Below are 12,240 nucleotides of genomic sequence, written 5' to 3'. Positions count from 1 at the left end.
CCGTAGACCCCCGAGCGACAACGGCGCGACCATGACCCAGGCACCGACACCCACCGCGGACACCGTCCGCCGACTGGTCCGTTCCCTGCTCAAGGACGGCGTGGACGACTCGGCGGGACCCGAGGTCCGGCCCGCCTCCCCGGGCGCCGAACCCGCCACCTGGTGGGTCGGCACCCGCCATGTGCTGCGCCTCGCCCCCGACCGCGAGGTCGCCGTCCGCCAGCGCCGCGAACTGCGCCTGCGCGACCTCGTCCGGTCGCACGTCCCCGTCGCCCTACCGACCGGCGTCGCGCACGGCGAGTGGGCGCCCGGACTGACCTACACCCTGGACACCAAGGTCCCCGGCGGATCGGGCGCGGAGCACGACGTCTCCGCGGTCGGGGAGGCGGACCTGGCCGGGCTGCTGACGGGGCTGCGGGAGGTCCCGGTACGGCAGGCCGAGACGCTCGGCGTGCCACGGGCCGCGCCCCGCTCGCTGGACGCCCTGCGCCGGGGCGCCGAGAGCGCCGCCGCGCGCCTGGCCGACGCCGACGAGTTCGACGCGGCCCGGCTGCGCCAGCTCGGCCAGCCGGCCGCCGTCCAGCTCGCCGCCCAGCCCGGCACCGCCGTACTCGTCCACCACGCCCTCACCGGCGACCACCTTGTCGTCAGCGCCGACGGCCGGGTGCGCGGCGTCCTCGGCTGGGCCGACACCGTCCTCGGCGACCCCGCCGAGGACATCGCGGGCCTCGCGCGCGCCATCGGCTCCCCGGCCGCCGTGCGCGCCGCCACCCTCGCCGGCTACGGCGCCCGCCCCTGCCTGCGCGGCCTGTGGCTGGCCCGCTGCGACACCGTGCTCCACCTCGCGGCCCGCCTCGCCGGCGAGCGCGAGGAACCCCTCACCCAGCTGCGGGCCGAGCTGAACCACGCCTGGGAGACGATCCTGCTGGAGCGCGTGACGGAGTTCCGGGAGGACGAGGACACAGACGGCGACGACGAGCTCTAGACGAGGACGCGCCGCTCTGCTGCTTCCCCTCGGGCCGGTCAGCGCTGCAACAACACCACACCCGACTCCGCGGGCACGTGCAGCACCCCGTCCGCGCCCGGCGCCTGCACCGGCTCCCACGCCGCCAGTACGTCGGCCTTCCGCGGCCCCAGCGGGATCGCCGCCGGCTCCTTGGCGAGGTTGACCGCCACGCGCACGTCACCGCGGCGGAACGCGAGCCACCGCTCCCGCTCGTCGTAGGCCACCTTGGTGTCGGCGAGGTCGGGATCGGTGAGGTCGGGCTGCTCGCGGCGCAGGGCGATGAGGCGGCGGTACCAGGCGAGCACGCGCGCGTGGGGCTCACGGTCGAGCTCGGACCAGTCCAGACAGGAGCGCTCCCGGGTCGCCGGGTCCTGCGGGTCGGGCACGTCCTCCTCGGCCCAGCCGTGTGCCGCGAACTCCCGCCGTCTGCCGCGCCGTACCGCCTCGGCGAGCTCCGGATCGGTGTGGTCGGTGAAGAACTGCCAGGGCGTCCCCGCGGCCCACTCCTCACCCATGAAGAGCATCGGCGTGAACGGCGCGGTCAGCGTGAGCGTGGCCGCGCAGGCCAGCAGGCCGGGGGAGACCGTCGCCGCGAGCCGGTCGCCCTGGGCCCGGTTGCCGACCTGGTCGTGGGTCTGGCCGTAACCGAGGAGCCGGTGCGCTGCCGTGCGCGTACGGTCCAGGGGGCGGCCGTGGCGGCGGCCCCGGAAGCTGGAGTACGTGCCGTCGTGGAACCAGCCGCCGGTGAGGGTCTTGGCGAGGCCCGCCATGGGGGCACGCGCGAAGTCGGCGTAGTAGCCCTGGGACTCGCCGGTCAGGGCCACGTGCAGGGTGTGGTGGAAGTCGTCGTTCCACTGCGCGTGCAGCCCGAGGCCGCCCGCCTCGCGCGCGGTGATGAGCCGGGGGTCGTTCAGATCCGACTCCGCGATCAGCGACAGCGGCCGGCCCAGGTCGGCGGCGAGCGCGTCGACGGCCGTCGACAGCTCCTCCAGGAAGTGGCACGCGCGTGTGTCCTTCAGCGCGTGCACCGCGTCAAGGCGCAGCCCGTCGATCCGGTAGTCCCGCAGCCAGGCCAGCGCGCTCTGGACGAGATACGCGCGCACCTCGTCCGAGCCGGGCGCGTCCAGGTTGACGGCGGCGCCCCAGGGCGTCTGATGGGTGTCCGTGAGGTAGGGGCCGAAGACGGGCAGATAGTTGCCGGACGGGCCGAAGTGGTTGTGGACCACATCGAGGACCACGCCCAGGCCCAGCTCGTGGGCCCGGTCGACGAAGCGTTTCAGCGCCTCGGGGCCGCCGTACGGCTCGTGCACGGCCCACAGCGAGACACCCTCGTACCCCCAGCCGTGCCGCCCCGGGAACGGGCTCAGGGGCATCAACTCGACGTGGGTGATGCCCAGTTCGGCCAGATGCCCCAGGCGCTCGGCGGCCGCGTCGAGCGTGCCCTCGCGCGTGTACGTGCCCACGTGCAGCTCGTAGAGCACCGCGCCGGGCAGCGGTCTGCCCGCCCACTCCGTACGCCAGGCGTAGGTGCCCTGGTCGACGACCGCGCTCAGCCCGTCCGGGCCGTCCGGCTGCCGGCGCGAGCGCGGATCCGGCAGCACGGGGCCGTCGTCGAGCGCGAAGCCGTACCGTGTCCCGTCCCGCGCCTCCGCCTCCCCCCACCACCATCCCGCGCGATCGGGATCGCGCTCCAACGCGCGCATGGCGCCCTCGCAATGGAGCGTCACACGGTCGGCCTGCGGTGCCCACACCTCGAACTGCACGGACGGTTCCCCTTCGTCTGCTCACCGTGATGTAGCCCGTCCATGGTGCTTCAAACGAGATCAATCCGCTTTTGAATCTTCCCTTTTGCACCGGGTGTCGCGACGGCCGGGCCGGGCACGCGCGCGTGGCGGTCGTTTCCCGTTTTCTGGACACCCGGGGTTCACTGACCGACAATCAGCACCGTGACGTCGTCATTCGAGTTCAACACGTACCCCGCGCGGCTCTCCGACGCGGAGCGCGACAAGGCGCTGAAGGTGCTGCGTGACGGCGTCGCCATGGGCCGGCTGTCGCACGACACGTTCGTACGGCGCATGGAGCTGGCCCTCGCCGCCCGCCGCGCGGACGAGCTCGCCGTGCTCACCGCCGACCTGCCCTCCGAGAGCCGGCTCTCGCGTGTCGTGTTCGGCACCGTCGAGGCGCTCTCCGGCTTCACGGTACGGCTGCGCCGGGCCTGGCAGGCCGAGCGGCTGCCGAAGCTGCTGCTGCCGCACCCCACGAGCGGCCATCCGCTCCGGATAGGCCGTGACCCCGCCAACGGACTGCGGCTGACCCACGAGACGGTGTCCCGGGTGCACGCCGAGCTCAGTCACCAGGGCGGCTTCTGGGTCCTGCGGGACCTCGGCTCCACCAACGGCACCACGGTCAACGGCCGGCGAGTGATCGGCGCCGTCATGGTCCGCGAGGGCGACCAGGTCGGCTTCGGCCGGATGTCGTTCCGCCTGGCCCTGCAGTGAGCAGCGGGGCGGCCCGCGCCGCCGCCCGACCGGATCCGTCGAGGTAAGTCCCTTTGCCTTTCGCGGTGTTGACGTGGTCGACAAGTCGTGACTGACTGTGCGTACACCATGCACATCAGGTGAATCGACGGCACCACATTTGTGGAGGTGTGCCCTGCCGCCACTCCTCCGCTACCCGACCGTCGACGAGCTCGGCGCCCGGGCGGCCGCACTCGTCGCCCGCCGCCCCCGCGACACCCGGTTGCGCCGTGTGGGCACCTCCCGCGCCGGCACCCCCCTGTGGCTGCTGTCCATCGGCCACGGCAGTCGCCAGGCCCTGGTCGTGGCCGGCCCGCACGCCAATGAGCCGGTCGGCGGCGGCACCGTGCTCCGGCTGGCCGAACGGGTCCTCGCCGACCCCCGGCTGCACGAGGGCGCCGACGCCACCTGGAACCTGCTGCTGTGCCTCGACCCCGACGGCCTGCGCCGCAACGAGGGCTGGCTGCGCGGCCCGTACGCGCTCGGCGGCTACTTCCGGCACTTCTTCCGGCCGGGCTTCCTGGAACAGCCCGAATGGCTGCCGGACGGCGCGGCCGCAGTCACGCTGCCCGAGACCCGTGCCCTGCTCGACCTCCAGGACGAGCTGCGGCCCTTCCTGCAGTGCTCCCTGCACGGCGTCGACGTCGGCGGCGGCTTCGTCGAGCTCACCCACGACCTGCCGGGCCTCGCCCAGCGCGTCGCGCACTCCGCGGCCCGCCTCGGCATCCCGCGCGAGCTCGGTCCCTACGACACCCTGTACTGGCCGGAGCTCGGCCCCGCCGTCTACCGGATCCCGAGGCCCCGCCGGGGCGATCTTGCCGCCGCGATCACCGAGGCGGCCGTGGAGTCGACCTGGTTCCATCCGCACCGGCACGGCACGGTCACGGCGGTCGTCGAAGCGCCGATGTGGGGTGTCGCCGCGGTGGAGGACGGTGCGCGGCCCGTAGATGAGGAAACGGTCCTGCGCATGGTGAGCCACACCCTCCGCCATGACACCGGCGTCCTGCAACGGCTGCTCGAACGCATCCGGCCGCACCTTCCGACCGGCCCGGAGACGGCCCGGCTGCTCGCACCGGTGGACGACTATTTACTGGTCTGTCCAGGGCTGGCCGACACCTGGGACCCCGACCGCGAGGACCCCGTCGGCGCGCACGCCCTCCCTTCGCTCAGCACCGCCCACCTGGCTGCCCTGCGCATCGCCGGGCGGCGGCTCGCCCTGCGCACCGCAGGCCTGCTGCACCAGCTCGTGACGGTCACCGGGCGCGATCCGGCCGGGGCGCTGCCCGAGCTGGACCGGCTCATCGACGAGTGGTGCGACGACTACCGGGACGGCTGCGGGGCGCGCTGGATACCGGTCGCCCGCCAGGTGGAGTACCAGGCGCGGGTGGTGCTCGCCGCGTTCGAACTCGCCGGGCGCCACGCGCCCGCGTGCTCCCGTTCGGGTGAGGCGGGGTGGAATGCCGGGGCCGCCGTGCCGATACACCGGGAATGACGCGAAGCATCTCAGCGGTACGAGGCGGCCTGCTCGCGGCAGCCGCCGCCCTCGCCCTCGGCGTGACCACGCCGCCGGCGACGGCACAGGACTCCGACTCCGGCAACTGGCTCTTCGTCACGGTCACCCGCGGCGACGGCCGCCACGGCGGGACGACACCCGGCAACCTGCTGCTGTGCGACCCGCCGCAGGGCCACGCACACGCGGCCGAGGCATGCGCGGATCTCGACCGGGTGGGCGGCGACATCAGCCGGCTCCGGCAGCAGGACGCCTTCTGCCCCATGATCTACGCGCCGGTGACCGCCCACGCGCGCGGGGAGTGGAACGGTCACCCGGTCGACTACCGGGAGACGTTCTCCAACGGCTGCGGTCTCGCGGCGCAGACGGGGGCGGTGTTCGCGGTGGACGGCTGACGCCGCTCGGCTGCACGCGCGTGTGCGGCGACGCGGTTCAGGCCGCCCGCCCGCGCGCGTGCAGCGCCGCCGCGACGACCGTGCGGGACTGGTGCTCGATCTGGTTCTCCAGCGGCACCCAGCGGGCGCGGAACCGCTCGGCGAAAGCGTCGCTCCAGGACGCCACGAGGTGCTCCAGACGCGGTGCCCCGCGGTCGTCGGTCTCCTGCAGGACCCGCAGCAGCATGGCGGCCGCCCGCAGCGGCAGCCGGCGCCCGAAGGCGTCCACGCTCCCGACGTACGCCATGGTGTCGTCGGCGGGTGGCGTGTGCGTCCAGTCCGCGGCCAGCCCGGGCACCAGGTCCAGCGCCCACTTCGCGGCCCGGAACAGGGGCCCGTCGACGCCGTCCAGCCGGGGGAGTGCCTCGGCCAGTACCCGCTCCACCTCCAGCGCGTCCCGTCGCAGCCGGGCCGCGAGCCGGCGCAGCGCCCCGGCCGGGTCCGGATGCGGAGTCGGATCGTCCACCAGGTCGCTCGCCCACATCGGCACCTCGACGACCGCGGTGAGCCCGCCGTAGCGGTGCACGTGGTACCAGGTGCTGCTGCGCGCGTCGTCCGGCATGCTCGGGTACGCCGCGCCCGCGCCCGGCGCCGGCATCACATGCACCCCGGGCCCGGAAGCGGGCCAGCCCGCCGCGTCCGAGGCGCCGGTCTCCACGGGGATGTGCAGCTCGGCGGCCGACTTCGCGAACGGCTCCGCGAGCCCGGGGACGTCCTTGGTCAGCTGCACCCAGCTGCCGCCCAGATCGGTGCCGTGCAGGGTCACCTGGAGGTACGGCCGCAGCTCGTCGATGACCCGGGTCAGGGCCCGTGTCTCGGGCGGCAGCCGGTCCGGCGGCAGTGCGGCCGGAGCCCACTCCGGCTGCTCCGGCGCGGCCGGCCGGAAGAAGCCGCGGTGGTAGTCGAAGAGGGTGCGGGGCGCCGGGGTGACGTGCAGGCTCGCCCCGTCGGGGTCCGCGCACAGCAGGAAGTGCCAGGAGATGTCTCCCCGTAACTCCCGCTCGCACAGCACCCGTTCGGCGACGGCGAGCAGGGTCGGGCCGCCCATCGGTTCGTTGGAGTGCGCACCGGCGACCACCAGGACGGCACGCCGGGCATGGCCGATGGACAGCAGATGCAGGGCTCTGCCGGCCCGCGAGACTCCCACCTGTCTCAGCGTGCACAGGGCGGGTCGGTGGGCGGCCAGTGCACGGGCGGACAGCACCAGTTCGGCAAGGGAGGGGTAGCGCAGCTCCGGCAGGAGACTCACCCCCGTCATGTCCGCCCGGCCTTCGCAATCCGCAGTACCCCATGGTCTGGTTTACGTGTCAAGGAGTCGACGGGGGAGCCTCCCGGGGGCGCCCAGTTGCATTCGATGCCGCCAGGGCCGGGACGGCCGGCTTCGGCGAGGGCGACGGGTCCGGGCGGCCGGAGTACCGCACCGCGCCCGCCTGCACCGATGGGCGCCGGGCGCACAGGCGTGCGAGGCGTCCGGCCGCTCGCCACCATGTGCCGGTCGTCGTATACGGGCCTCCGGTGTGTGCGCGGGTCCGAGCCGGTCGCGAGGCGGTACCCGAGGCGCCCGGCAGAGCCGCACACGCCCGGAGCGCGCGCCCGGCCGGCCCCGCCCTCCTCATTCCGCCGACGCGTCCCCCACCCGCTCCAGCAACGCCACCGGAAGCCGCCCGAAGAGCTCCTCCACGCGTGCGTGCCCGGTGAACTGCCGCTCCGGGGCCAGCGCATCGGCCCACCGCCCCGGCGGCAGCGGCAGCAGCGTCCCGCGCCAGCCACCCGATCGCGTCAGTCCCAGCGACAGCCGCGTCACGGCGGTGAGGACCTGTCCGGACCGTACGAAGGCCACGCAGTGGCCGGCGGCCGGTCCCTCGGCGGTGAGCGGTGCGTACGACGCCGAGTCGCCGAACACCTCGGGGCGCCGCGAGCGCAGCCGCAGTGCCGCCGCCGTCACCGCACCCTTGTCGCCGGGGTCCTGGTGCGGGAAGTGCACGGCCCGGCGGTTGTCCGGGTCGACCAGCGCCCGGTACTCGTCCTCGGTGCCCTGGTAGACGTCCGGGACGCCCGGCATCGTGAGCTGGGTCAGGGCCGTGCCGAGCACGTTCGCCCGGACGTGCGGCTCCAGAGCGCTCCGGAAGGCCGCCACACGCTCTCCCGGCGCCCCGCACGGGCCCGCCGCGACGAACGCCGCCACCGCCTCCTCGTACGGTGGCTCCTGCTCCGTCCAGCTGGTGTACAGCCCGGCCTCGCGCACGTGCTTCAGCAGCGCCTCGCGCACCCGCCCGACGTCCGCCTCGCCCAGCCCGAACACCGTCTGCCAGGCGGCCCACGCCAGTTGTGCGTCCGGCACCCCCTCGCCGTCGCGGGTCACCTCGGCCAGGACGTCCGCCCAGCGCTGCGGGCACTCGGTCAGCACGGCCAGCGCGGCCCGTACGTCGGCGCTGCGCTTGGTGTCGTGCGTCGAGACGACCGTGCCGGTCGCGGGCCAGTCGCGCTGCACGCGCGCGCAGTACGCGTGGAACTCCTCCGGCGCGACGGCGGGGCTTCCCGGGTTCCCGCCCACCTCGGTCGCCGACAGCAGCGGCACATAGCGGTAGAACGCCGTGTCCTCCACGGACTTGGCCCGCAGCGCCGAAGCCGTCTGCGCGAACCGCGTCCTGAACTCCGGCTGCTCCGGCCCGTCCCCGGCCCGCCCGAGCACCAGATCGCGCACCACGTCGACCGCGGCGGCCTCCTCGGGCACGACGAACGCGAGCCGGGCCTCGGCGGCGGCCGCCTCGGTGACCACACGGGCCGCGTCACCGGAGGCGTAGGGCCGGTACACCTCCAGCCGGACCAGGAGTTCCTGGAGCGCGGTCCGCAGCGCCCAGGGCGCCCGGTCGCGCAGCGCGGGCTCCGGGGAGGTCGCGCACACCCGGCTCGCGACCCGCGTCAGCCGGTCGACCTCCGCGGCCAGCTCGTGCGTGAGCACCTTGTACGCCGCCCGCCGCACCGTCGCCTCCCAGTCGCCGCCCCGGTCCGTCTGCGGAGCCGCGAACCGGCGGTACAGGCCGAGGAGTTCCCCGAACCCGGCCGGGTCGGTGAAGAGGCCGTCGACGTGCCGCAGGGCGTCGTAGCCGGTGGTGCCGGCGACCGGCCAGGAGGCGGGCAGGTGCTCACCGTCCGACAGGATCTTCTCCACCACCGTCCAGCGCCCGCCGGTCGCCTCGTGCAGCCGCCGGAGGTAGCCGTCGGGGTCGGCCAGACCGTCGGGGTGGTCGATGCGCAGCCCGTCGATCACGCCCTCGTGCAGCAGCTGGAGGATCTTCGCGTGCGTGGCGTCGAACACCTCCGGCTCCTCGACCCGCACCCCGATCAGCTCCGAGATGCTGAAGAACCGCCGGTAGTTCAGCTCCGTGCGGGCCAGCCGCCACCACGCCGGGCGGTAGAACTGCGCGTCCAGGAGCTCGGGCAGCGGCCGTCCCGCGGTGCCCTCGCGCAGCGGGAACACATGGTCGTAGTAGCGCAGGACCTCGCCGTCGACCTCCAGCCGGTCCAGTTCCTCACCGAGCGGATGCCCCAGCACCGGCAGCAGCACCTTGCCGCCCTGAGCCTCCCAGTCGATGTCGAACCAGCGCGCGTACGGCGACTTGGGCCCCTCGCGCAGCACCTCCCACAGGGCGCGGTTGTGACGCGGGGACATGGCCATGTGGTTCGGCACGATGTCCACCACCAGGCCGAGCCCGTGCTCCCGCGCGGTGCGGGCCAGTGCGCGCAGTCCCTCCTCGCCGCCCAGTTCCTCACGCACGCGCGCGTGGTCCACGACGTCGTAGCCGTGCCCCGAACCCGGGACCGCCTCCAGGACGGGGGACAGATGCAGATGCGAGACGCCGAGCGAGGCCAGGTACGGCACGGCCGCCGCGGCGGCCCCGAAGGGGAACGCGGGCTGCAGCTGCAACCGGTAGGTGGCGGTCGGCACCGTCGGGTCAGGTCGCTCAGGTGTCATGGAAACGTACGTACCCGCCCTGCCGCCCTTCGTGTCATCGTCCCCTCCACTGGCGCTGCTCGGGGCCCGCACCGGGGCGACGGTGCCGCAGACCGGACCGATGGCCCGCGCCCGCCCGGTCGCGCTCGCCCGCCGGGCCGGGGCCCGCGACGCCTTTGCTGTGGACTGAGGCTCTGCCCGCCCTCTACGGCTGCCCGCCGGGCCGGGGCCCGCGACGCCTTTGGTGTGGACCGAGGCTCTGCCCGCCCTCTACGGCTGCCCGCCGGGCCGGGGCCCGCGACGCCTTTGCTGTGGACCGAGGCCCTGCTCGCCCTCTACGGCACCGTCACCGTCACCGTCCTCGGCGTCGCCTACGCCCCGCACCTCGTCACGGTCTTCGCGCTCACCGAGCGCGTGGTGCCGCCCGCGCGGCTCGTACGGCCCCTCGGCGGCCTTCGGGGCGGCGCGCCTCGCCGCGGCGCTCGCCTGCCCGATCGGGCTGACGGCACGCCCGGAGTCGTACGCCGGACGCACCGTCGAGGACCACCTGCACGCGCGCGTGCCCGACGGGCCGCGCACCGGCACCGCACCCTAGGCCGGCCGCTGCAACACCGTCATGCTGCGGTCCACCAGCGTCAGCCGGTCCCCGCCCTCCACCTTCGCTCCCGTCCCCGGCGGCACCCCGTCCGCGCGGCCGGTGTCGACGACCACCTGCCACTGGCGGCCGTGATTGACCGGCACGACGAAGTCGAAGGTCTTCGGGGAGGCGTTGAACATCAGCAGGAACGAGTCGTCCGCGATGCGCTCGCCGCGCGAGCCCGGCTCCGAGATCGCGTTGCCGTTCAGGAACACCGTCAGCGCGGACGCCTGCGCCCGGTCCCAGTCCCGCTGGGTCATCTCGTTGCCCTGCGGAGTGAACCAGGCGATGTCCGAGAGGTCGTCGTGCGTCCCCTCGACCGGCCGGCCGTGGAAGAAGCGCCGCCTGCGGAAGACCGGATGGTCCCGCCTGAGCCACACCATCGCGCGCGTGAAGTCGAGCAGCTCGCGGGACAGCCCCTCCGCTGCCCCGTCGCCACCCGCCGGGTCGCCGTCCTGCGGCCACCGCACCCACGCCAGTTCGCTGTCCTGGCAGTACGCGTTGTTGTTGCCGCGCTGCGTGCGCGCGAACTCGTCGCCGTGACTGATCATCGGCACGCCCTGGGACAGCATCAGCGTCGCGACGAAGTTACGCATCTGGCGGGCGCGCAGTGCCAGGACCGCACAGTCCTCGGTCTCGCCCTCGGCGCCGCAGTTCCAGGAGCGGTTGTGGCTCTCGCCGTCGCGGTTGTCCTCGCCGTTGGCGTGGTTGTGCTTGTCGTCGTACGAGACGAGGTCGTGCAGTGTGAACCCGTCGTGGCAGGTCACGAAATTGATGGAGGCCAGCGGGCGCCGCCCGTCGTCCTGGTACAGGTCGGAGGAGCCGGTCAGCCGGGACGCGAACTCCGCGAGGGCGCGCGGCTCGCCGCGCCACAGGTCCCGCACGGTGTCGCGGTACTTGCCGTTCCACTCGGTCCACAGCGGCGGGAAGTTGCCCACCTGGTAGCCGCCCTCGCCCACGTCCCACGGCTCGGCGATCAGCTTCACCTGGGAGACGACCGGGTCCTGCTGCACCAGGTCGAAGAACGACGACAGCCGGTCCACCTCGTGGAACTGCCGGGCCAGTGTCGCCGCGAGGTCGAAGCGGAAGCCGTCGACGTGCATCTCGGTGACCCAGTAGCGCAGCGAGTCCATGATCAGCTGGAGGACGTGCGGGGACCGCATGAGCAGCGAGTTCCCGGTCCCGGTGGTGTCCATGTAGTAGCGCGGGTCGTCGGTGAGCCGGTAGTACTGCGGGTTGTCCAGGCCCCGGAAGGACAGCGTGGGGCCCAGGTGGTTGCCCTCGGCCGTGTGGTTGTAGACCACGTCGAGGATCACCTCGATGCCGGCCTCGTGCAGCGCCCGCACCGCCGACTTGAACTCCAGGACCTGCTGGCCGCGGTCGCCCCAGGAGGCGTACGCGTTGTGCGGGGCGAAGAAGCCGAGGGTGTTGTAGCCCCAGTAGTTGTTCAGGCCCATGTCGACCAGGCGGTGGTCGTTCACGAACTGGTGGACCGGCATCAGCTCCAGCGCCGTGACGCCCAGCTCGGTGAGGTGCTCGATGACCGCCGGGTGCGCGAGGGCGGCGTAGGTGCCGCGCAGCTCCTCGGGCAGCCCCGGGTGACGCATCGTCAGGCCCTTGACATGGGCCTCGTAGATCACCGTGTGGTGGTACTCGGTGCGCGGGCGGCGGTCGTCGCCCCAGTCGAAGTACGGGTTGACCACGACCGACGACATCGTGTGCGGCGCCGAGTCCAGGTCGTTGCGCCGGTCGGGTTCGTCGAAGTGGTAGCCGTACACCTCCTCGCCCCAGCGGATCGAGCCGCTGATCGCCTTCGCGTACGGGTCCAGCAGCAGCTTCGCGGAGTTGCAGCGCAGTCCCCGCTCCGGGGCGTACGGGCCGTGCACCCGGAAGCCGTACCGCTGCCCGGGCATGACGCCCGGCAGGTACGCGTGCCGTACGAACGCGTCGCTCTCCCGCAGTTCCACCGCCGTCTCCGAGCCGTCGTCGTGCAGCAGACACAGCTCTACTCGGTCCGCGGCCTCCGTGAAGACCGCGAAATTCGTGCCGGCGCCGTCGTACGTGGCACCGAGTGGATATGCCTCTCCAGGCCAGACCTGCATGGACACGACTCTTTCAGCCGGAGCGCGCCACCGGGGGCGCCTTGACATCGAGTCTCCCCGAAAGTGATGGAACCACCCCT

General features: G+C 73.6%; 10 protein-coding genes. 5 read left to right on the top strand and 5 right to left on the bottom strand.

Annotated features, from left to right (window positions below):
- Nucleotides 1-31 precede the first annotated feature (31 nt).
- Nucleotides 32-985 carry an aminoglycoside phosphotransferase family protein gene (locus AC3ETA_RS10935; protein WP_432192637.1) on the top strand — a complete coding sequence of 318 codons (954 nt, stop codon included), beginning with the start codon at nucleotides 32-34 and terminating at the stop codon, nucleotides 983-985.
- A gap of 38 nt (nucleotides 986-1,023) precedes the next feature.
- Here the strand turns inward: AC3ETA_RS10935 and treZ are convergent, their stop codons facing one another.
- Entirely contained in the window at nucleotides 1,024-2,769 is a 1,746-nt protein-coding gene (gene treZ / locus AC3ETA_RS10930) for a malto-oligosyltrehalose trehalohydrolase (protein ID WP_432192636.1), read from the bottom strand.
- 183 nt (nucleotides 2,770-2,952) lie between these two features.
- Between treZ and AC3ETA_RS10925 the strand changes: the two genes are divergently transcribed.
- The 3 genes from AC3ETA_RS10925 to AC3ETA_RS10915 all read left to right on the top strand — a co-directional run bounded on the left by AC3ETA_RS10925 (nucleotide 2,953) and on the right by AC3ETA_RS10915 (nucleotide 5,427).
- Complete coding sequence (locus AC3ETA_RS10925) at nucleotides 2,953-3,504, top strand: FHA domain-containing protein (RefSeq protein WP_432192635.1); 552 nt, start codon at nucleotides 2,953-2,955, stop codon at nucleotides 3,502-3,504.
- 139 nt (nucleotides 3,505-3,643) lie between these two features.
- The gene (locus AC3ETA_RS10920; protein ID WP_432192634.1) at nucleotides 3,644-5,014 is read left to right on the top strand and encodes a M14 family zinc carboxypeptidase; all 1,371 of its coding nucleotides are present in this window, start codon (nucleotides 3,644-3,646) and stop codon (nucleotides 5,012-5,014) included.
- Entirely contained in the window at nucleotides 5,011-5,427 is a 417-nt protein-coding gene (locus AC3ETA_RS10915; protein WP_432192633.1) for an SSI family serine proteinase inhibitor, read from the top strand. The genes AC3ETA_RS10920 and AC3ETA_RS10915 overlap by 4 nt, the downstream gene beginning before the upstream one ends.
- 37 nt (nucleotides 5,428-5,464) lie before the next feature.
- Here the strand turns inward: AC3ETA_RS10915 and AC3ETA_RS10910 are convergent, their stop codons facing one another.
- Together AC3ETA_RS10910 and treY are read right to left on the bottom strand one after the other, a co-directional pair.
- Nucleotides 5,465-6,715 (bottom strand): M14 family zinc carboxypeptidase, encoded by a 1,251-nt coding sequence (locus AC3ETA_RS10910; protein WP_432192743.1) that lies wholly within the window; start codon nucleotides 6,713-6,715, stop codon nucleotides 5,465-5,467.
- A gap of 363 nt (nucleotides 6,716-7,078) precedes the next feature.
- Nucleotides 7,079-9,442: a malto-oligosyltrehalose synthase gene (gene treY / locus AC3ETA_RS10905; RefSeq protein WP_432192632.1), complete on the bottom strand. Its 2,364-nt coding sequence runs from the start codon at nucleotides 9,440-9,442 to the stop codon at nucleotides 7,079-7,081.
- Between treY and AC3ETA_RS10900 the strand changes: the two genes are divergently transcribed.
- Nucleotides 9,441-9,611 carry a hypothetical protein gene (locus tag AC3ETA_RS10900; protein ID WP_432192631.1) on the top strand — a complete coding sequence of 57 codons (171 nt, stop codon included), beginning with the start codon at nucleotides 9,441-9,443 and terminating at the stop codon, nucleotides 9,609-9,611. The two genes, treY and AC3ETA_RS10900, sit on opposite strands and share 2 nt — an antisense overlap.
- Before the next feature lie 80 nt (nucleotides 9,612-9,691).
- Here the strand turns inward: AC3ETA_RS10900 and AC3ETA_RS10895 are convergent, their stop codons facing one another.
- Nucleotides 9,692-9,955: a hypothetical protein gene (locus AC3ETA_RS10895; protein ID WP_432192630.1), complete on the bottom strand. Its 264-nt coding sequence runs from the start codon at nucleotides 9,953-9,955 to the stop codon at nucleotides 9,692-9,694.
- A 57-nt stretch (nucleotides 9,956-10,012) separates the two neighbouring features.
- On the bottom strand, nucleotides 10,013-12,160 hold the full coding sequence (gene glgX / locus AC3ETA_RS10890; RefSeq protein WP_432192629.1) for a glycogen debranching protein GlgX: 2,148 nt from the start codon (nucleotides 12,158-12,160) through the stop codon (nucleotides 10,013-10,015).
- Between the last annotated feature and the right edge of the window lie 80 nt (nucleotides 12,161-12,240).

It is taken from the genome of Streptomyces sp. bgisy027 (genome assembly GCF_057710365.1).
This window is presented reverse-complemented; position numbering and strand designations above follow the sequence as displayed.